This is a genomic window from Mogibacterium neglectum, assembly GCF_030644205.1.
GTDB lineage: Bacteria > Bacillota > Clostridia > Peptostreptococcales > Anaerovoracaceae > Mogibacterium > Mogibacterium neglectum.
Map to the genome: position 1 here is coordinate 1,192,958 of NZ_CP128647.1, position 20,166 is coordinate 1,213,123.

18 protein-coding genes are annotated in these 20,166 nt (G+C 41.0%); 3 read left to right on the forward strand and 15 right to left on the reverse strand.

All coding sequences use genetic code 11. The annotated features are described in order from the left end of the window. The first annotated feature begins 86 nt into the window (after positions 1 to 86). Entirely contained in the window at positions 87 to 1,211 is a 1,125-nt protein-coding gene (locus tag QU661_RS05610; RefSeq protein ID WP_304989280.1) for a 3-phosphoglycerate dehydrogenase, read from the forward strand. A 146-nt stretch (positions 1,212 to 1,357) separates the two neighbouring features. Here the strand turns inward: QU661_RS05610 and QU661_RS05615 are convergent, their stop codons facing one another. The 4 genes from QU661_RS05615 to QU661_RS05630 all read right to left on the reverse strand — a co-directional run bounded on the left by QU661_RS05615 (position 1,358) and on the right by QU661_RS05630 (position 4,943). Further along, positions 1,358 to 2,149: a HEAT repeat domain-containing protein gene (locus QU661_RS05615; RefSeq protein WP_304989281.1), complete on the reverse strand. Its 792-nt coding sequence runs from the start codon at positions 2,147 to 2,149 to the stop codon at positions 1,358 to 1,360. 125 nt (positions 2,150 to 2,274) lie between these two features. Beyond that, a complete protein-coding gene (locus QU661_RS05620; RefSeq protein WP_304989282.1) occupies positions 2,275 to 3,204 on the reverse strand; it encodes a diacylglycerol/lipid kinase family protein in 930 nt (309 codons plus the stop codon). A 73-nt stretch (positions 3,205 to 3,277) separates the two neighbouring features. Next, a complete protein-coding gene (locus QU661_RS05625) occupies positions 3,278 to 4,360 on the reverse strand; it encodes a YihY/virulence factor BrkB family protein (protein ID WP_304989283.1) in 1,083 nt (360 codons plus the stop codon). Beyond that, the gene (locus QU661_RS05630; RefSeq protein ID WP_304989284.1) at positions 4,338 to 4,943 is read right to left on the reverse strand and encodes an XTP/dITP diphosphatase; all 606 of its coding nucleotides are present in this window, start codon (positions 4,941 to 4,943) and stop codon (positions 4,338 to 4,340) included. The genes QU661_RS05625 and QU661_RS05630 overlap by 23 nt, the downstream gene beginning before the upstream one ends. Positions 4,944 to 5,157: 214 nt before the next feature. On the opposite strand from QU661_RS05630, the gene QU661_RS05635 reads away from it, so the two are divergent. Then, positions 5,158 to 6,120 carry an AEC family transporter gene (locus QU661_RS05635; protein WP_304989285.1) on the forward strand — a complete coding sequence of 321 codons (963 nt, stop codon included), beginning with the start codon at positions 5,158 to 5,160 and terminating at the stop codon, positions 6,118 to 6,120. Here the strand turns inward: QU661_RS05635 and scfB are convergent. The 8 genes from scfB to hydE all read right to left on the reverse strand — a co-directional run bounded on the left by scfB (position 6,112) and on the right by hydE (position 15,403). Further along, positions 6,112 to 7,503, reverse strand: coding sequence for a thioether cross-link-forming SCIFF peptide maturase (gene scfB / locus QU661_RS05640; RefSeq protein WP_304989286.1), 1,392 nt, complete (start codon positions 7,501 to 7,503; stop codon positions 6,112 to 6,114). The two genes, QU661_RS05635 and scfB, sit on opposite strands and share 9 nt — an antisense overlap. Before the next feature lie 95 nt (positions 7,504 to 7,598). Beyond that, entirely contained in the window at positions 7,599 to 7,715 is a 117-nt protein-coding gene (gene scfA, locus QU661_RS05645; protein ID WP_465223536.1) for a six-cysteine ranthipeptide SCIFF, read from the reverse strand. Positions 7,716 to 7,884: 169 nt separating this feature from the next. Then, positions 7,885 to 9,315, reverse strand: coding sequence for a universal stress protein (locus QU661_RS05650; RefSeq protein ID WP_304989287.1), 1,431 nt, complete (start codon positions 9,313 to 9,315; stop codon positions 7,885 to 7,887). A 106-nt stretch (positions 9,316 to 9,421) separates the two neighbouring features. After that, on the reverse strand, positions 9,422 to 10,516 hold the full coding sequence (locus QU661_RS05655; protein WP_304989288.1) for a hypothetical protein: 1,095 nt from the start codon (positions 10,514 to 10,516) through the stop codon (positions 9,422 to 9,424). A 90-nt stretch (positions 10,517 to 10,606) separates the two neighbouring features. Continuing rightward, positions 10,607 to 12,037 carry an acetate--CoA ligase family protein gene (locus tag QU661_RS05660; protein ID WP_304989289.1) on the reverse strand — a complete coding sequence of 477 codons (1,431 nt, stop codon included), beginning with the start codon at positions 12,035 to 12,037 and terminating at the stop codon, positions 10,607 to 10,609. A gap of 31 nt (positions 12,038 to 12,068) precedes the next feature. Next, complete coding sequence (gene gap / locus QU661_RS05665) at positions 12,069 to 13,082, reverse strand: type I glyceraldehyde-3-phosphate dehydrogenase (RefSeq protein WP_304989290.1); 1,014 nt, start codon at positions 13,080 to 13,082, stop codon at positions 12,069 to 12,071. A gap of 38 nt (positions 13,083 to 13,120) precedes the next feature. Next, the gene (locus QU661_RS05670; RefSeq protein ID WP_304989291.1) at positions 13,121 to 14,233 is read right to left on the reverse strand and encodes an Ldh family oxidoreductase; all 1,113 of its coding nucleotides are present in this window, start codon (positions 14,231 to 14,233) and stop codon (positions 13,121 to 13,123) included. Positions 14,234 to 14,344: 111 nt separating this feature from the next. After that, complete coding sequence (gene hydE, locus QU661_RS05675) at positions 14,345 to 15,403, reverse strand: [FeFe] hydrogenase H-cluster radical SAM maturase HydE (protein WP_304989292.1); 1,059 nt, start codon at positions 15,401 to 15,403, stop codon at positions 14,345 to 14,347. Positions 15,404 to 15,600: 197 nt separating this feature from the next. On the opposite strand from hydE, the gene QU661_RS05680 reads away from it, so the two are divergent. Further along, a complete protein-coding gene (locus tag QU661_RS05680) occupies positions 15,601 to 16,035 on the forward strand; it encodes a MarR family winged helix-turn-helix transcriptional regulator (RefSeq protein ID WP_330692427.1) in 435 nt (144 codons plus the stop codon). 157 nt (positions 16,036 to 16,192) lie between these two features. Here the strand turns inward: QU661_RS05680 and QU661_RS05685 are convergent, their stop codons facing one another. The 3 genes from QU661_RS05685 to QU661_RS05695 form a co-directional block, all read right to left on the reverse strand. Next, a complete protein-coding gene (locus QU661_RS05685) occupies positions 16,193 to 17,023 on the reverse strand; it encodes a patatin-like phospholipase family protein (RefSeq protein WP_304989293.1) in 831 nt (276 codons plus the stop codon). 29 nt (positions 17,024 to 17,052) lie between these two features. After that, complete coding sequence (locus QU661_RS05690) at positions 17,053 to 17,661, reverse strand: histidine phosphatase family protein (RefSeq protein ID WP_304989294.1); 609 nt, start codon at positions 17,659 to 17,661, stop codon at positions 17,053 to 17,055. A gap of 102 nt (positions 17,662 to 17,763) precedes the next feature. Continuing rightward, entirely contained in the window at positions 17,764 to 20,073 is a 2,310-nt protein-coding gene (locus QU661_RS05695) for a SulP family inorganic anion transporter (RefSeq protein WP_304989295.1), read from the reverse strand. Between the last annotated feature and the right edge of the window lie 93 nt (positions 20,074 to 20,166).

A 20,166-nucleotide genomic window follows, 5' to 3' on the forward strand; every position in this document is an offset into this window, starting at 1 on the left:
CGTGATTAATGGGCTGTTCAATGAATTATATTTTCAACACTTTGACCACGCCCCCTAATTTGGGAGGCAATAGGAGGTACTTAAGAATGGATAAGTTTAATATCGGTACACTCAACAACATTTCACAGGTAGGTCTTGGCAGACTTACAGAAAAGTATGAGTTGACAGAAGATATAGACACAGCACACGGAGTTGTGGTTCGTAGCTTCAAGATGCACGATATGGATTTTTCTGACAATCTACTAGCTATCGGCAGAGCTGGTGCTGGAGTTAACAACATTCCTCTAGGCAGGTGTGCTGATGAGGGAATCGTAGTGTTCAATGCACCTGGAGCAAACTCCAATGCCGTAAAGGAACTTGTAATCTCAGCAATGATCGTAGGCGCCAGAAACATCTGTGAGGGAGTTGCTTGGACTAATACTCTCGAAGGCGATGTTGCTGGACAGGTAGAAAAGGGCAAGAAGCAGTTTGCTGGAACTGAGATTTCTGGCAAGACTCTCGGAGTTATCGGACTAGGTGCTATCGGAGCAAAGGTTGCAAACGCTGCTCACGCTCTAGGAATGAACATCGTTGGAAACTCCGTAGTAATCCACCCTATACTCACTGCTCCATGCGAGATGTATGATGATATCGCTGAGATGGTTAAGGTGTGTGACTATATAACTATCCACGTTCCATCGCTTCCTGAGACTAAGGGCATGATCAATAAGGCACTTATCGATAACATGAAGGAAGGTGCAATCATCCTTAACTTCGCTAGACCTGATTTAGTTGTGAACGAGGATATCCTAGCAGGACTAGAATCTGGCAAGCTCAGAAAGTATCTGACAGACCTTCCAAGCGAAGATTTAATCGGCAAGGCTGGCGTAATCGCTACTCCACACCTCGGAGCTTCCACAGCAGAGGCTGAGGAGAACTGTGCGGCTATGGCTGTTGATGAACTCATGGATTACCTAGAGAAGGGTACTATCAGAAACTCTGTTAACTTCCCTGCTGTTGAACTTCCAGCTAAGGAAGGATTTAAGAAGATTAGCATTCTATTCAAGGGTGAACTCGATGTTGAAGCTGCTGTAAAGGCTGCTTACGGAAGTGTTGATGACGTATGCGTTGGCAAGAGCCGTTCAGAGTACGGTGCTGCAATTGCCCTCGTACCCGCAGATGCATCCGGCGAGTTATCTGGAGAAGGAATCCTCAGAGTTCGCGAGCTGTAAGAAATACAGTGCTCAGGCTGTCAATTCGCTATGAATATGAAATGTGGCCTGTAATCTAGCGAACTTACTTAATAACACAAACTGCTGGCAGATGCGTAACGCATCTGCCAGCAGTTTCAAATTCTTAATCAGATTAGTAATTTTGATTACTTCCGTAAAAAACGCACAGCTGATTTTCTCGCTTTCTCGATTGCTGTAGATTCTTCACTTTCTACAGCGGATGAAGATATCCATCTTTTTCCAAATATGGTTTGCGCCGCTTCTATCATAATTCCAGAGGCATATAAATCCATTTCACTAGAAATTCCTTCGAAAAATGATAATTTAGTTCTTTCCTGTAATTCTTCTATTTTAACACGATTAAACATCATCTGCATAAGGCTAGATGCAGACCATGCTCGGCAAATCGCTTCTTCATCACAGAGCAACTGATGCATAAGCAATTCAATTTCATTCGATGCTCCTATCCAACCAATGGCAATGATGACTTTACAACGAAGATTATCATCATTTATATCTAAAAGTGAAACAAGAATATCACAGGCTTTATTACAAAACGGTAGATAAAATTCTCTATGCTTTAATTGCGATAATACTTTTGCTAATAGATAAGCTGTGTGCACTTTTACTTTTTCATCTATATTTTCATTCAGTTTCCCAAATAAAAGTACTATTCCTTCTCTGTCATGTTTATAAAAACCATTTTCAAGATATAGATTTAAATTCTGTTCCCAATCTTTGATAATAAGTTCATAGTGATATGTAATTTCATTACTTTCTGCTAATTCGGCTGCGAATTTTATCCTCATGCCGGAATCAAAATTATTATTTTCCAACTCAAGATAGGCTTTTTCTAAATCTGCCCTTGTAAGGTTGCTACGACGAGTTCTTTCGTTATTTATATCCTTCTTTATTTTATCAACCGCTTCTGCTGCCATTACTTCCATTTCCTCTTGACTTTAAGTGCGCCTAACAACCGTCTCTGTGTATTCTATCACCTATCAAGTCTAATTACACAAAAAAGAGGTTCCAAAAATTAAGAACCTCTTCTAGAAATCAATCTCTAAACCAAAATATTTACCGCATCACGAACTGTCTCAATCTTAATATCGCTCTCGCCTTCCTTGTACTCTCCATCGAGAGTCCATGGAACGTCAGCGCTCATCTCAAACCGAATGGTCTTTGCACTATAGAATGCAATATCCTTAGTGTCTAGATCATTTGCCAGCAGTGATCTTGCAATCGAATTCACATCTAGCAGGTTCTTAGGTGACTTGATTAAAAGCACCTCCATGAGACCGTCGTTCATATCTACTCTAAATGAATCAAGCTTAAGCACTCCACCTACGGATGTCGCGTTGCATACTGCACCAAACACTAGGTTCTCTTCAATAACGCGCTCTGTCGGAAGTCCTTCGTCGGTGATAACCTTTACATATTGGGATTTAATGCTGACTATATCCTTAATTCCTTGTAACACGTATGCGGTGTGACCAAGTATATTCTTTAGGTTCTGTGGCACTGAGTACGATGTGCTTGTGAAAGCTCCAAACGAAGCTACATACGAAAAATAGCGCCCATTAAACGAACCAACATCAAGCGTAATCGTCTCACCATTTGCAATAGCTTTTGCTGCTTCTATGATATTCTTCGATAAACCGATGCTGGATCCAAAGTCATTAGTGCTACCAGCAGGAATATATCCGACCTTGCACTTAGCTCCCGAAGATATAACGCCATCAATCATCTCGTTGTACGTACCATCTCCACCTGCACAGGCAACCACATCGTACTCATTAGCATATCGATGTGCAAATTCTCTTGCGTCACCTGATTTTGTCGTCACCAGCACACTAGTTAAACAGCCTGCATCTGAAAATATCTGCAGGATATCACTTAAATTCTTACTCGCCTGCATAATGCCAGCACGAGGATTTAGAATAAATAGCATTTTTTTCCTATCAATAGTTTCAATAATATTTAATTCTTCCATATCATCTACCTCAAGTTAACCTGAGACTTTAGCCCCATCAATTTATAGGAATTATATCACGAATACTAACAAGCTATAGCTTGCGATGCGCCTTTCTCTGCTTTTCTTTACGAAGCTCTTCTTCGTAGCCTTTGACAAATTTACGGCTTAACTTAACTGCAATTGTTTCTAGTTCGGCACTGTAATTATCATCACCCGATATAATGTATCGCTTTGATTTTTCTTCGCCGAGTAGCATCGACTTCTTTTCAATATACTCAATCATCTTTTCATGACTCAGCCTATTACGCTCCATGATTTCATCCCATGCCTTGTTGAACATCATCCCGACACAAAGTATCCACGAAATAATATAGAACCACAGCATAAGAGCTACGATAGATGCGAATGCACCGTACAGGATATCGTAATTTACCGAGTAACTGATATAATTCGCATATATCGTGGTCGCAATCAAAAGTCCAAATGACGAGAACACCGCCCCCGGAAGTATAGCTCTAATCGGAACTCTCACAAGTGGTAATATGTAGTAATTTAACGTAATCATGGCGAAAAACGATACTGCTACAATTGGCAGCTTTAATGCGATAAGAGCCCTTGCGAGGATACCACCATTAAATAGCTTATAGAATATTTCTTCTCCATATACGAATACGACAAGTGTAAATGCAACTGCAAAAATTGTAATAGCAGCCGTAGGAACAGCTTTCAGTCTCTCTGCAAAGAAATTAAATTTGTAAGCACCTTCGGTCAGTGTATAACTCGTCAACCTGGAGAGAGAGAACTCCAAGGCAGATGATGCCCAAAGTGCTAAGAAAATCATGATGAAATTGCCCAACCTCACAGATGATGCGGAAAATAACCCCATAACGAAGTTACTAAGCTGCGAATCAATATTATGACTGAGCCAATTCTTTATAATATCTAATGATAGGTCAAAAACTCCTAGCACCTGCGAAAGCACTATGAGTGTTGGAACACTAGCCATGAAGAAGTAATATGCAACCTGTGCAGCAAATCCTGCATAATACTGGTCATCGAATTGCCTGAATATATGAAAGACGATCTTTATAAAATTGTCCTTATTCAGACGAACTTTCTTTTTCTTCATCTTCTCAATATTAATGCCTGAATTATTTTCTGTCTCTTTGTTCATTGATAAGTTCCTCTAGCTTCAGAAGCGACTTAGCTCTATGGCTAATTCTGTTCTTGAGCTCTGCAGGTAGCTCACCAAAAGTCTGATCATATCCTTTTGGAATAAATATCGGATCATACCCGAAGCCATTCTCGCCACGCATCTCCTCGGAAATGGAACCCTCACACTCTCCGCGAGCTATAAGCTTAGTTCCATCAGGGTATATAAGCGTTATCACCGACACAAAGCGAGCCCCTCTTTCTTCGGTCGGGATACCCTCCATTAATTGAAGTAGTTTTACGTTGTTATCACGTGGAGTACATCCTTCACCAGCAAATCGCGCTGAATATACACCCGGTTTTCCCCCGATGCAGTCAACAGCGATACCGCTGTCATCTGCAACCACTATCCCCTCACACTGTTTTGCAATTGTAGAAGCTTTAATGTAAGAATTTTCTTCAAACGTTGTGCCAGTTTCTTCTATCTCGTCCTTTGGCAAGCCCATCTCATCACGCGAAATCACATCCATGCCAAACTTAGAGAATATATCGCGCATCTCACGAATTTTCCCCTCGTTCTGCGTCGCCAAAATCACTTTATCCATCAATATCTCCTTAACAATACCCATTTTTTTGAAAATAAAAGTCCGATTCACCTAAGACAACCTCGGTCACTTATTCTCAAAAATCATAGTAATTATACCATAACGAAATGCTTATTTATGTATTTTATCTTGGTTTACAAATAAAACACAGTGTATTTTGTTAATGACGAAATTTTGGTATTATATTACTTGTAAAAGAAAGGAAAATAGCGCTATGCAATTAATAGCTTCAAAAGTTTTTGTTATATTTTTATATATAGCTATAGGTTTTGCTGCGAATAAGCTTCGCCTTCTAGGAACTGACTCCTTAGATCACTTAATTTCACTCGTTCTGAATATCACAACCCCCTGCCTTCTGATTTACTCAATTTGCGGTAAATCTTCTATACGTGCAGATACTTTTTCAAACACAATTATAATAATAGTTCTTTCAATAGTGATGTTCATTGTATTCGGTGCAATATCGGTTAAAATTTCTAGATTATTTAGCAAGAAAAACAACGATCAGCAAAATGTCTTATCGGTAGCTATGGTTACCTGCAATTCAGGTTTTATGGGATTCCCCATCGCTCGCTCCGTATTTGGTCAAGTGGTGCTTTATTATTCAGTAATTCAGAATATCGCCTGTAACCTATATCTTTTTATAGGTTGTATGATTCAGCTGAGTCTAGGTGAAAGCAAGGATAGCTCTGGCAAAAGTAAAACTATAAGTAGAGAGACAATTGTCAAGCCTTTCAAAAACGTAGTGACAATTGTATATATATGTTCGTTTTTAGCTCTCTTTTCTGGTATAAAAATTCCAACTCCAGTTATGGATTCCATATCAACTATCGGTGATACGACTATTCCAATATCGATGATTATCATCGGTATCCAGCTTGGAGATTGCAATCTCAGAGCACTTATAACGGATAAAGATCTTATCTTATCAAGCCTGGTGTGTCTAGTCCTGGAACCAACGCTTGCAGTCATTACAGTTTGGTTTTTGCCACTAAACAACATCTTAAAGCTCACTATAGCTCTATCATTTACCTACCCTAGCGCTGTGCTCGGCGTAGCTTTAGCGGCTGCTGAACACAAGGACACTAAACTCATGTCAGAAGCCGTGACCATGTCCACGATGATGTCGATGATTACACTTCCAATATGGATTATGGTTATCGGTCACCTATTCTGATATTCTATCGATTCCGAGTTCTTCTTCGGCAACCTTTAGCATGAGCGCACATTCAATTCTCTTTTTGTGAAGCTCACACCCAAAGTCGTAAACCTTGTTGATATCACCATTAGTGTGAAGATTATTAGCTGCACATCCGCCAGAGCAATATAGCTTTGCAAAACAGTCACGACACTTATCCCTGGTATACAGATTATTATTATATTTAAAACCGTCTATTATATCCTGCCTTTGAATTCCATCATAGACATTTCCAACCTTATAATCATCATCTCCCACGAACTGATGACATGGGTAAAGGTCTCCAGATGGTGTAACTGCAAGGTATTCCGTACCTACACCGCATCCGCTAATGCGCTTATAGATGCAAGGTCCTCCTGTCAAATCTACTGTATAATGATAGAAATTGAATCCCTCGCCTCTCTTCTCTCGCTCTAGCATCTCAATAGCCAGTTTTTCATACTGCTCCTTCAAGATATCGAGATCTTCATCATGAAGAGCGTAATCGGTGCTGGGATCGCTGACAACAGGCTCTATACTAGTCTCCTTAAACCCTAGATCCGCCATAGCTAACACGTCTTCAGCAAAATCCTTATTATGCGCAGTATACGTTCCGCGCATATAATACTGTTTCTGTCCCCTATCCTCAGCCAGGCTCTTAAATTTCTCTATGATCTTGTCATATGTGCCTTTGCCATCTTTGCTCGTACGCATTAAGTCATGAGTTCTTCTGCGTCCATCCATGCTCAACACTACATTGCTACATTCTCTGTCCGCAAATTCTATTACATCATCATCTATCAACACACCATTTGTGGTAAGCGTAAAATTAAAGTGTTTGTTATGCGTCTTTTCGAGCTCCCTTCCATACGCAACGAGCTCTTTGCATACATCCCAGTTCAAAAGAGGCTCGCCTCCAAAAAAATCAACCTCAAGATTCTTTCGGCTTCCAGAATTCTCTACTAAGAACTCTAGCGCCCTTTTACCAACTTCGAGGGACATTATTCCAGCTTTGCCACTGTACTCGCCTTTACCTGCAAAGCAATATTTGCAGTCCATATTACATCCATGTGCAATGTGGAGGCAAATTGCTTTTAGTACAGACTGCTTAGCTTTTAAATCTCCAGCAATCTCTTCAAATGGGTCATCTGAAAAAAGAAGCTTCTCTGACTTTAACTTCTCGATATCAGCCAGCGTTTCGTCGATATCGTTATCTGTAACTTCGCTGTACTTAGCTGTTATCTCAGAGGCGATTTCATCTCTAGACAGCCCTTTATCATATAAGGCGATTATATGATAAGCTACCTCATCCACAGAGTGAACCGCTCCACTATTAACATCCATAACGATGTTATATCCGTTTAGTTTATACTGATGTATCATTTACTCTTGTACCATACCTTATAAAAATCATTTCAATAATTAGGAATTTAGCTCAAACAATAAAAAAGCGCTGCAGTAAGCAGCGCCTTCAGTTACTATTTGTTCTTAGCCTGCTCGCAATGCTGATTAGCAACACTGCACGAAGTCTTGCTTGCGGACTGGCAAGATGTCTGGCACTCGCCGCATCCACCGGAAAGAGTTGACTTTGCCATATTTCTTGTTGAAATTGTCTTGATTCTGCTCATTACATTATCCTCCTAACTACTCGTTATAGAATATCAAATACGTTTAAAACTGTCAATCCTGACATGATTATTTGTATTTCATGATTACACTTATCAATATGCAGTGCCCCTAAAATTATATATTAAGCTTTCTGTCTTAATCCTCAGATTCTCCAGACTTTGATTCAAGTTCATCAAGTGCTTTAATGAGTTCAACTGCATCAATGGCCCCTGTAGCACAGAGCTTCTCAATAGCTGCGATCGTATCCTTTGAACCTTTAGGTGTAGATTCAAGCTCTTTCTCTAGATCACTCAAGTCTAAAGCTTCTGTACTTTTTTCACCCTCCTCAATGTCTTCACTATCTGCTTCTATATTATATGGTCTGTCTTCAGATTCGGTTGTCTCGGTCACTCCATCTGAACCCTCTATTTCAGTTGCTTCTGATTCAGCTTGCTCCGATGCACCAACCTCCGGTTCAGCTACTTCTAGCTCAGTTGACGCTGTTTCAGCTGCTTCTGATTCATCACCCTCTGGTTCTGCAGCTTCAGATTCAACTACCTCTTCATACTCAGCTTCTACGGATTTATCTAAATCTTTAGGGCAAGGTGTTTCTACTGATTTCTCTAATCCTTTGCTAGTATTATTCGATAATTCTGCATCGGTCTCTTTTTCAACTGCCGGTTCTTCAGCAAGTACTTCGTCAGTAGGTATAGAGGCTCCTTTTGCCTCAAAAGAGATTTCATCTTCCGTTCTATCGTCATCCGCTCTATCCTGAGTTTCGCTTGATTCAGATACTGAATATGAGTTCAGAGCTCTCTTGTCAGCAGTAATCTCATAGTCGAACACGGCTTCAGTCTTCATGCTACGATTTAGTATTCTGATTCGATCAGCCATCTTGCCATCCCCAGTAGCATTAACCGGAATCTGAATCGACACACCCGCCTCAATCTCATATACCTCTTGCTGACCATTAGTTGGTGGTAAATCCCATTCTTTGGTCACAGCATTAAACGACCTGTGCAGGAACCTAACTCTTCCTCTCTTAACATCGATGTGATATATAACATCACCCTTTACACTTGGAATTAAGCATTCGCTCTGCTTGAGGCTGAGCTGCCCACGAAGAGCAACAGTTCCCTTTGCCCTCTTATATATAGCACCTCTATATTCTTGTATTCTTTTTGTCTCCGTCTCTTTGACTACCATCACATCGCACTGAGCATGTCGCATAATGTATGACGCCGTAAGCCCTATAGTACTACTTGCGCCCGGCTTCGTCGATTTCGTCATGACAATCATCTCCACGCCAAATTCCTTTGCCGCTTCGATAATTCTCGCTCCAGCACGACCTACTGCAGACCTTGTGATAACACTGTACTTATCTATTGTCTTGGCAATAGAATTGAGTTTCTTGTCAAGCTCCTCTCTAATCTCTGCTTCCTCACCGAGAGAGAGTGCATATCCTGTATTCTCACGCACCATAACGAGCACAACCTCGAAAGCCTTCGGCGAAAACGTGGTTTTAAGTTGCTCAAGCGCTATTAAACTCCTAGGTGAACCATCAACTGGCACAAGAATTCTCTTCATCAAATCACCCTTACTACTTTCTAATAAGTGCACTAATATCCCATCTAAATATACAAATTGATTATACATTTTAGCGATATCAAAATCAAATTAAAGGGTGGCTAAACTATTTCAACCACTTGTTTTTGGTCATTATCAGCTCCTGTATAGCCATATATAACAGTAGATAATCGTCATCTAGACTGCAGATTAGACTGTTTTCAGTGAGCACATCCTCTTCGAAAGCAATTCTCGCATTTCCTGCAATCACAGCCTTCCTCGTCCCATCTATTGTGATGATGTAATTGCAGCTAAGATTTGCCTTTCGCACGGCTCTAAATCCCTTTATATAAACGTGCCCATCACTCGTCTCAACGAAGTATGAATCACTATCACTTTCAGTGTCCCTATATAAAGTTCCGTATTCTTCACCAGACATATAGAACTTAAACCCGTTCTTTTCAGCCTTTGCAGAACCAATCACCTGTGCGAGCACCTCTCCAGCTTCCTCGATTGCTTCATCACCATCGGGTACGTTGTAGATTTTCACATCGAGAGGCTCATTTATTGTTCTCACATATACATATTCGTTATCATCAGCATCCCTATACAGGCAGTCTGTACTATTTGCATAGAAGAACTTAAATTTATCCAGCAACTTGATTTCCGAATTATCACCAGCTTTAATCCTTTTAATGGTTTCCGTTAAATCATCCACCAAAACGGTGCTCATGAGCTTCCAGCTGGCAAAACGCGAGTATGACTTAGGATTTACCGCCATGCTTTTTGTATCCAAAACATCTATAAAATGAGCTTCATTATCCGCATTTTTCACGATATGATTGAGTTCCGTACCGCTCTTAACAACTATATTACTTTTTTTATCTTTATAAATCGTAATATAGTCTTTGAATGGACTTGGTCCAAAGATAATAGCATCCTCACTCGTAAATGTGTTGTTACCCATCCATGGATGCCCTAAACATGTATTAACTGCACTTAGACGTTCATAGATATCCTCGATAGTGATATCCTCGCAGCCCTCAACAATTTTGTCATACAGGTTGCGATCATTGTAGTGCTTTCCGCCAGTTGTCAGCCATATCGCTACTGCAAGCCCGATGAAAATGCCACCTAATATAAATTTCCCGACAGTGATTCCCATAATACCCATCGCAAGGCACAGAACCATAAGAAGTCTGAAAAGCTTGTCTCCGTTCATATTCATTCCTTATAAGAGTGATGCAGGAATACCTGCATCACTCAAACACAACGCATTATCTCACTTTTTAAATTAGACTGAATGTAGTCATTAAATATTCTTGATTAACTTCTCTTTCTTGTTCATGATATGGCTATATCTTCTTAGTGCAACCATAGCATTTACAGCCTGTTCAGGTGTAGAGAAAGCAGGAATGCCCTTATCTCTGAGCTTCATGATAGCTTCTCGGCACTCATTTCCACCCTGGCACTCCATAATAAAGGGCTTGCCGAGATTCTTATACTGCCTGTGAATATTAATTACAGTCTCAGTAATAGCCTCAACATCGGTTACTGCAGTTGGGCAAACGGAAATAAGTATTCCATCAACATGCTCATCTCTATATGCTGTTTTAAGTGCACCACCATACATGTCAGAAGTTGCCGTTCCACTGATATCAACAGGGTTGAGTGGTGATCCGAATGCAGGCATATAATTTCTGATATTCTCTCTAAGATCTGGGGAGATGTCCTTTAGCTCCTTTAGAGGCATGCCCAATCTTTCGAAATGATCAGCCGCTAGAAGTCCAGCTCCACCTCCATTTGTAATGATAACTACATTGTCACCTCTTAATGGAGGGCAGTTACCTAAAGCGAGAGAAGTATCCAAGAACTCCTGCCATGTCTTCTCACGAAGAACACCTGATTCTTCGAATAATTTATCATACTCAGCATTTGAATGGCCCTTATTCTCAGAGGCAGTGTGAGCAAATGCAGCCTTAACACCTATTTCAGAAGAACCAACCTTTATTGCAGTAATTGGTTTCTCGCACTCAAGGCAAGCTTTTTTAAACGCCTCAGGACTATCAAGAGCTTCGATATAAACTGCAATGCATTTAGTATTAGGCTCTTTGTCTGCATACTTTATCATCTCGCAGAAATCAACGTCCGCCTTGTTACCAAGTCCTACGAACATGCTGATTCCAAAGTGATCAATCTGAGATGAACCTAATGCAGCTAGAAGGTTAGAACCTGACTGTGAGATGAGTGCAACTGGTCCCTTGTTAGGTAGATATGGTATGAATCCACAGTTAAAATCATGGTAAGGTGTTCCGATACCCACTAGGTTTGGACCGATTAGCGGAAGCTCATGCTGACGGCAGAACTCAGTGATCTCATTTTGCAAGTCCCCATTTCCAACTTCCTTGAATCCAGATGATGAAACTACAGCTATCTTAACCTTTTTCTCAACGCAGTCTTTGAGAGCATCGAAAACACCAGTTGCTGGTAGCGATACGAATGCTAAATCAACATCACCAGGAACATCCTTTATATTCTGATATGCAGGAATTCCTGCAACTTCAGTAGCTTTGACGTTGATAGGATACAACTCTCCCTCATATCCGCACTTTCTCAGCCCCTGGATTACCTTAAATCCAACCTTTGTCTCATTGCGGCTAGCTCCTATTACAGCGATTGAGTTAGGCTTAAATGCGTACTCTAGTTTGTCAACGACGTATTGTCTTGCTTCTTTTACTTCCATTTTAATTATCCCCTCCTACTTCGAAATAACTTTATAGCTTTGCCATGTAGCTTAGAGTTCTAATCAGCTGACTTACATAGCTCATCTCATTGTCATACCATGCAACTACTCTGACTTCATAGATGTGCGTTCCACACTTCTGAGCTAGCGTCTGAGTTGCATCAAACATTGAGCCGTAGCTCATCCCTATAACGTCTGTCGATACTATTTCATCCTCGTTGTAACCGAAAGATGCATCCTGCGCAGCTTTCATTGCTGCATTGATTCCCTCTACTGACACCGAATCAGTCTCATCCTTGAGAGTAGCATCTAGGATAGTAATGGATCCAGTAGCTACCGGAACTCTTTGCGCAGATCCAATGAGCTTTCCTGCAAGCTCTGGAATTACATTTCCAATCGCTTGCGCCGCACCTGTAGTAGTAGGAACAATATTGATTGCCGCTGCTCTCGATCTCCTGAATTTAGACCCCTTATCCGGTGCATCGAGTATCTTCTGATTGCCAGTATAAGCATGTATGGTCGTCATAAATCCTGTACGCAGCTCTCTGTAATCAGCGAGTGCCTTTGCCATTGGAGCGAGGCAGTTCGTCGTACAAGACGCCCCTGACACTATTCTGTCTTCAGAATTCAGAGTCTCGTGGTTAACGCCATATACGATGGTCTTGAGATCATTTCCAGCAGGTGCTGAAATTAGAACTTTTCTAGCACCTGCATCCAGATGCGCCTTCGACTTCTCCTTAGATGTGTAGAACCCCGTGCATTCAAGCACAACATCTATTTCTAATTCTCCCCAAGGTAGCTTACTAGCATCTGCTTCCTTGTAAATAGTGATTTTCTTACCGTCGACTGTGATCGACTCATCGTCATTTTCCACAATATGTCCCAGATAAGTTCCCTGTACACTATCGTATTTTAACAGGTATGCCAGCATATCGGGAGATGTTAAATCGTTGATTGCAACAACTTCGAATTCTTCCATCTCCATGACACGTCTGAATGCTAATCTACCTATACGACCAAATCCATTGATAGCTAATCTAATCATGTATAGTCTCCCTTAACTTGTATTAAGTTGTAATTTATCTATTCAAATGGGAATTTGAAATCCATGCCAAGCGAGTCACGCACCTCGATAAACTCGCGCTGCACATCCTCTCCCATCGGAACGCCTTTGTCTTTGCGGAATTCTTTTATATCCCACTCCTTCTCGCCAGCGGTGTATATTCTGTTATGACCAGGTGCCTTATGAGATGTCCTAAGAGCTCTAAGTATATCGCCCGCAGTCTTCTCACACACCTCTCTACCAATCATAGCCTCTGGATCGATTACTATGAAGAAATGTCCGAGGTGATAAGGTCTTAATTCTCCATTTTCACCTATGCACGTCAAATTCTTAAGGAACATTCCGCCAGAAAGAGCTGCTGATAGTAGTTCAACAGCCGTCGCATAACTGTAGCCTTTATATCCGCCAAGCTCCTCACCAATTCCACCGAGTGGAGCTAGTGCAGCTTCCCTATTGTTGAGTGCTTTCAAAATGTACGATGTATCAGTAAGCGCTGAACCGTCTCTGCCGATAACCATTCCTGCCGGAGTGTCCTTGCCGATACGCTCATAAAACTCGAGCTTTCCCCTCTGTGTGATGGATGTCGCACAATCAATTAAAAATGGATGCCCTTCATCCGTAGGAATTCCGATTGTCAGTGGATTAGTACCGAGCATATTTTCAACACCGAATGTTGGCGCGATTGATGGCCTTGCATTAGTACCTGTAATCCCTATCATTCCTTCATCTGTCGCCATGGATGTCCAATACCCAGCAATACCGTAATGCGAGGAGTTGCGAACTGCAACGCAAGCAGTGCCGTATTTTTTTGCTTTCTCGATAGCCATGTCCATAGCCATCTTGCTCGCGACCATACCCATACCATCGTTAGCATCGAGTACTGCCGTCGTAGGGGATTCTCTGATAACATCCACCTCTGTAACAGGATTTAGGATACCTTTGTTGATGCGGTCAACGTAAATAGGCTTGAACCTATTTACACCATGACTCTCGATACCTCTTCTATCGCTCTCCATCAGGACTTCCGCACAGATCTCAGCATCAGCCTCAGGAACTCCGAGTTCTGTAAAAGCCTTTACCATAAAATCCTGTACCACATCCCAAGCTATATACGGACGAGTTTCTTTATCCATTAAGCACCTCCACAATGAATAAAACATACTGCAATATATTGTGAATCAGTCGATAATCGTGTGATAACGTCTGAGTTCATTATTCATAAATCAACCAAGGTTGACTTGGAATTACATCCTATCCCAATCCTTGTAGTCTCCGCGCGCAGTCACTGTCCTATACCCAATCTCTGCCAATCTCTCATCGAGTAATTGTCGACCTTCTGCCGCCTTATCTTTGACACCAACCTTTCCCTCATACAAAAGGTATTTGCTTCTGGCATTATCCGGTGAAAGACTGGGCATTATTACATTTGCTCCTGCCAGTACCCCCTTCTCGCGCCCCCTTTTATCGATGGTCCCTAGCGCTGTTGTAGCTGGAAGCAACGCTTTGGGAAACATTATCCTCAATATGCTAAGACAATAAAGTGTGAGTTCAAGCGTACCGTCAGTCTCATTTCTAAACGGTGTATCTTTATGGTGTATAAATGGTCCAATTCCTATCATATGAGGTTTTAGCTTCTTTAAATACTCAAAGTCGCTAGCCATCGTATCATAGGTCTGTCCTGGCGAACCAACCATGAATCCAGCTCCAATCTGAAATCCAACGTCTTTTAACACGTCAAGACATCGCATACGATTCTCTAAAGATTGTGATTCTGGATGAAGTCGTCTGTAGTGTTCAGCATCAGCTGTTTCATGTCTCAGCAAGTATCTATCCGCACCAGCCTCAAAATATCGTTTGTAGCTCTCGCGCTCTTTTTCTCCAATCGAAAGAGTTAGCGCACAGTCAGGATAGTGTGATTTAATCGAAGAGATAATCTCACACATCATATCATCCGTAAAATATGGATCTTCTCCACCTTGTAGCACGAACGTCCTAAGCCCGATTTGATAGCCTATATCACAGCAGCTTAGAATTTCTTCAAGACTAAGCCTGTATCTCTCAACGTCGTTATTACTCTTTCTGATACCGCAATAATAGCAGTCATTTTTGCATATATTGGAATACTCTATGAGTCCTCGCAAAAATATATCGCGACCATAGTTACCAACTGCTATTTCTTGCGCTTTGCTTCGCAGATACTCACGAACCTCGTCATCTCTATTTGAAAGAAGCTCAATATATTCGTTATGTTCCAAAAGACCTTCATCAACGAGTTTGTTTGCTAGTCGCATAACTTCAGTCATTTTTCTAATCCCCCCATTAGATATTTTAACACAATGAAATATTATAACAACAAAAGATAATGCGTGATTTTTTGAACGTTTGTACAAACAATAGTTGACACATATATTGTGTTAGGCTAAAATAAAATTAAATTGCATGCAACAAGATATTAAATAAAGAATTGCATACAGTATCTACACAACTGGGAGGAAAACTGATGGACAAGTACGATAGCCTAAAGCTAGAGAATCAACTATGCTTTCCGCTGTACGCATGCTCTAAGGAGATAACTCGCAGGTATAAGCCATTTCTGAGCAAGCTGGATCTCACATATACACAATACATCACGATGATGGTACTTTGGGAGGCACGTGAGCTGAGTGTTAAGGAACTTGGGGATAAACTATTCCTTGATTCTGGCACACTAACTCCACTGCTCAAGAAGCTTGAAGCTAAGGGTTATTTAACTAGAAATCGCTCGGTAAAGGATGAACGCAATCTGATCATCAAAATTACAGACAAAGGTATGGCTCTCCGCGAGGAAGCGCTTGCTGTACCACAGGAGATTCGTTCATGCATAAGTCTTACTGACGACGAAACCGCAGCACTGTTCAAATTACTTCATAATTTTATGAGCACCATCGAGCAGTAAGATTGAGTTCAGGAGATTACATTGAACAACATCAAAGAAATTAGGCAGGAGCGAGTGCTCCTGCCTGTTTTCATAATCTGTAAATTTTCAAGTTATGTATTTATACCAGTGTTCAAATTACAGCAAGATTTAACTATAATCAAATGTCGTATAGACGCTATTTTATATCAGCTTTCTTTGCCGCAACAAGACCTTTTCTATACAGAGACTTAAGCATATCTACATCTCTAGTCAGAGTCTTGAGTTTCCCAATGTTCTCAGGTGCAATGATTTTTGCGACTCCTTCTTCCTCGAGCTTTTTTATAGCATCTAGCTGCGTATTGTAGGTTTCGGCTCTATGCTCAAGAAGCTCAGCTGCCTTAGGATACTGCCTAGCCAGTATCTGGGCCATTCTCTTATCGCTATTATCTATGCGGTGCCCAGCCTTAGGTCTAGTCAATATAATTACGAGTTCATCGCAGCCATCATCTAATGCCTTCTTATATGGGATTGGGTCTGCTATACCCCCATCAAAATATTCCACACCATCTATCTTATAAGGTTTATTTACAACCGGTACGCAGCTAGACGCATTTATAGGTGCATAGTTATTATAGTTTAGATCGGCTTTTGTAAAGTATTTAGTCTTGCCAGTATTTGCTTCAGCAGCAATTATTATGAATTCTGATGGATTGCTCTTAAGAACTTCGAAATTTAGTGGATATTCACCATAACTGTTCGACAGTGTACCATATACATAATCTAAATCAACATATGAACCTGTCTTAATGAAATTATCAAGACTCATATATTCCTTTCGCATAGCATATTCCGTATAAAATTCATAATTTCTGTGTTGTTGTCCTGCAAGGAATGATGCTATATTAGCGCAGCCAGCTGATACACCATAGCACCTGTCAAAAGTAACTCCATACTCAAGGAAGTAGTCGAATACTCCAGCTCCAAATATATCACGCGTTCCGCCACCAACATCAATAATGCCTCTCATACCTTACCTCCTTTTATATAGTAAATTATCTATTTTATATATTTATCAGTTTCAATCTGCAGGTCATCCCTGACTTTAAGTTCCCAACCTTCGACATCGACAACTTTCACATTGCAGTTTCCGACGTGCTCTGTCCACAAATCACTGAATTCCATACCTCTCATATAGAGAAGCATCATGTGAATTGCCGTACCGTGAGATACTGCAAGAATGTTGCCTTCGCTGTTTTCATCTCGCACCCTCTCGAGGAATCGCTTAACCCTGAATTTAAGTGTCTCTAGTGACTCACCGCCTTCTGGTGGAATGTAATTACCTGGTGACAAGAATATGTTGCTCTTATCTCCATGAAGCTCATCATACTTTCGTCCTTCATTTATCCCGAAGTCAATTTCTGCAAGATCATCATCTATTATAAACTTGTCTCTAGCCTCCGAAGTAACGATTTCCGCTGTTTTAATCGCTCTCTCTAGAGGGCTACAATAGATTTTGTCGAATTTGATATCCCGTTCACTTAGCAGTTCCGCAACTTTCTCTGACTGAGCAATTCCAACTTCGTTTAGTTCTGTTTGCATTTGTCCTTGAAAACGCTTCTCACTATTTAGGTCGGTCTGCCCATGTCTAAGAATATATATCCTCATAATGAATTAACCTTTCTGTTTTAATCTACTAATAATATGCAGTCTAATAGATACTTTACGTTCATCGTCTCCACTATGCTTAACATGATTCACAGTCCACAATTATTTCTTCTTATGAAAATAATCTTTTACACCATCAACTAAGTGTTCGATTTCATCAAATCCTGGGAATAAATGCTTGTCACGAACCTTACCACGGAGTTTACCCTTGTCTTCGCCTTCACGGCGAATCTTCATGATTCTCTCCCAAATTTCAGGATAATCATTCTTCAAGATTTCTCTATGTCTAGCTCTCTCTTCAGAAAAGGAGTTATATGCATCAGGGAATCTATTTCTAAACTGCTCTTCGCGAACAATTCTAGTCCTGATGATCTCATCTAGCTCATCGGAATTTCTATCGTTAATTTGCATGTCAAGCTTTGCGTGATATAACAGAATCTTCTCACGTACTCTCTGGAATTTTTCAAGATCTATCTTACCTAGTTCAAGAAGGTGAGCAAGTTGGAATTCGAGAAAATCTAAGAACTTCTCTTCGTCAATCTCGCTCCAATTGCTGCCCAGTGCATTTCGTTCAGCCTCGCGAATCATGTCATCATCTACTTTTTCGAGGCTTATAAGCTTATCTGCCAGTGAATTCGCAACATCTTCCATCCTGGCCTCTGCCTGATCACCATACGCCCATTCAAACTCCGCAATCTGCGAGCTTCCAGCCGAACCATTGATGGAGATATAGCAGACATCACCTTCGCAATCACCTAGTTCATATGGCTTATTTATGCCCACCGACTTTAGAGCCTGATAGATATGTGGGACTATAGCATAGTCTTTGAACATCTGCTCCGCTCCAAAAGCACGTAGCTGATCATTTAAATCCCCCGAGTGCTCTGTCAGAAATAGCTTTATGCCGCGCTCTTTGTATTTTGTATATAAAATCATCAAACGCTCTACGGCTGTGACATCAATGCTTGTAATACCACTGGCATCAACAATTACAGCCTTCATATCGTCAGTTACTAAATCATCTATCTCATCCTTGATCGTATTCGCATTGGCAAAGAATAATGCCCCTCCAAATCTGTATATGAGCACCCCTTTAATCTCACGAGTTCCCGTCGTTCTGTCAATAGGATAAAATTGATCTTTCTCAGGTATGTATCCAAGTCTACTTCTAGGAGGATTGGACGCTCTGATGATTACGGTCACAAATGAAAGAATAATTCCGATAAGAACGCCATAGATTGTTCCAAAAATTAAGACTGTAAACATCACCACATAGAATATCTTCCACTCGGTTCTATCGACCTTGCGCAGCTTGGCAGCGAGTTCGAATTCTGTACTGCTGATGAGCGCAGAAATCACTATCGCAGTTAAAACTGGTACTGGTAGCATGTGGATAAAATCCGTTCCAAAAATAAGGATTATCATCATCGTAAATGCCGCCGATACCGACATCACCTGCGACTTAACACCAAACTGATCAGCTATGTTGCTCCTCGAGACACTTCCGTTTACAGGGCAGCAACCAACTAATCCTCCGGCGAGATTGCTCATCGCATAGGCGAAAATCTCCCTATTATTATCGATTTTATCATCATACTTAAGAGCAAAATTATTGGTTGCGAGAAGAGTCTCAGAGATGATTACAATCGCTATGATCAGTGTCTGCAGCATCATCGTTCTGACATTGCCATGAACCAGAGTAATATCCGGGATTACGATGGCTGGTAATCCTGACTTTACCTCAGGGAGCAGCTTCACCCCATAGCTCTCAATGTTCATAAAGTAAGTAAGTCCTGCCCCGACAAACATCATTACAGCACTCATCGGAATCGCTGGAATAACTTTCTTGGAACCTAGAATTATGATAATAGTACCGAGCCCTAGAATTAACGACGGAACGTGAATCCCAGAACATGCTGATTTGTATATGTGTTCGAGGAGCTCGTGCAGTTCTCCTCTCCCTGAATCACCGCCAAATAACTTAGGAATCTGCATCAGTATAATCGTACAGCAGATTCCCGTTATGAAGCCTCCCATTACCGGAGAAGAAATGAATTTTACCAATCTACCAAGTCCGACTATGCGAGCTATCAGTATCCAGGCTGCTGTGAAAAGTGTTATTACAGGTATTATCTTCACTGCCTCTTGTGATTGATATGAAATGCCCATTGAATACAGCATACCACCAACAAGTGCAGCTGGAGCAGCATCTACTCCAAAAACGAATCTCGGCGAACTAGTTATAAGCCCGTACACCAGTATAGGGAGCAACGACCCATACAATCCGTAAATCGGCGGAAGCCCCGCTACTAGTGCATAACCGATTGAAATCGGAATAGACACGAGTGCAACGATGATTCCAGCAGGAATATCTTTTTTCAAAAAATGCAAATCATACCCTTTTAGCGACATCTATCTCCCCTGTTATTTGCGTCCCTTTGCGACATAACATACACTCTCATCATAAACTTAATGTATATTATACATCAGTTGCGTGTTAAAATT

What these genes read in the sequence shown, in the direction of transcription:
- QU661_RS05610 (WP_304989280.1), top strand. Translation starts at nt 87, where the DNA reads ATGGATAAGTTTAATATCGGTACACTCAACAACATTTCACAGGTAGGT.
- QU661_RS05615 (WP_304989281.1), bottom strand. Translation starts at nt 2,149, where the DNA reads ATGGCAGCAGAAGCGGTTGATAAAATAAAGAAGGATATAAATAACGAA.
- QU661_RS05620 (WP_304989282.1), bottom strand. Translation starts at nt 3,204, where the DNA reads ATGGAAGAATTAAATATTATTGAAACTATTGATAGGAAAAAAATGCTA.
- QU661_RS05625 (WP_304989283.1), bottom strand. Translation starts at nt 4,360, where the DNA reads ATGAACAAAGAGACAGAAAATAATTCAGGCATTAATATTGAGAAGATG.
- QU661_RS05630 (WP_304989284.1), bottom strand. Translation starts at nt 4,943, where the DNA reads ATGGATAAAGTGATTTTGGCGACGCAGAACGAGGGGAAAATTCGTGAG.
- QU661_RS05635 (WP_304989285.1), top strand. Translation starts at nt 5,158, where the DNA reads ATGCAATTAATAGCTTCAAAAGTTTTTGTTATATTTTTATATATAGCT.
- scfB (WP_304989286.1), bottom strand. Translation starts at nt 7,503, where the DNA reads ATGATACATCAGTATAAACTAAACGGATATAACATCGTTATGGATGTT.
- scfA (WP_465223536.1), bottom strand. Translation starts at nt 7,715, where the DNA reads ATGGCAAAGTCAACTCTTTCCGGTGGATGCGGCGAGTGCCAGACATCT.
- QU661_RS05650 (WP_304989287.1), bottom strand. Translation starts at nt 9,315, where the DNA reads ATGAAGAGAATTCTTGTGCCAGTTGATGGTTCACCTAGGAGTTTAATA.
- QU661_RS05655 (WP_304989288.1), bottom strand. Translation starts at nt 10,516, where the DNA reads ATGAACGGAGACAAGCTTTTCAGACTTCTTATGGTTCTGTGCCTTGCG.
- QU661_RS05660 (WP_304989289.1), bottom strand. Translation starts at nt 12,037, where the DNA reads ATGGAAGTAAAAGAAGCAAGACAATACGTCGTTGACAAACTAGAGTAC.
- gap (WP_304989290.1), bottom strand. Translation starts at nt 13,082, where the DNA reads ATGATTAGATTAGCTATCAATGGATTTGGTCGTATAGGTAGATTAGCA.
- QU661_RS05670 (WP_304989291.1), bottom strand. Translation starts at nt 14,233, where the DNA reads ATGGATAAAGAAACTCGTCCGTATATAGCTTGGGATGTGGTACAGGAT.
- hydE (WP_304989292.1), bottom strand. Translation starts at nt 15,403, where the DNA reads ATGACTGAAGTTATGCGACTAGCAAACAAACTCGTTGATGAAGGTCTT.
- QU661_RS05680 (WP_330692427.1), top strand. Translation starts at nt 15,601, where the DNA reads ATGGACAAGTACGATAGCCTAAAGCTAGAGAATCAACTATGCTTTCCG.
- QU661_RS05685 (WP_304989293.1), bottom strand. Translation starts at nt 17,023, where the DNA reads ATGAGAGGCATTATTGATGTTGGTGGCGGAACGCGTGATATATTTGGA.
- QU661_RS05690 (WP_304989294.1), bottom strand. Translation starts at nt 17,661, where the DNA reads ATGAGGATATATATTCTTAGACATGGGCAGACCGACCTAAATAGTGAG.
- QU661_RS05695 (WP_304989295.1), bottom strand. Translation starts at nt 20,073, where the DNA reads ATGTCGCTAAAAGGGTATGATTTGCATTTTTTGAAAAAAGATATTCCT.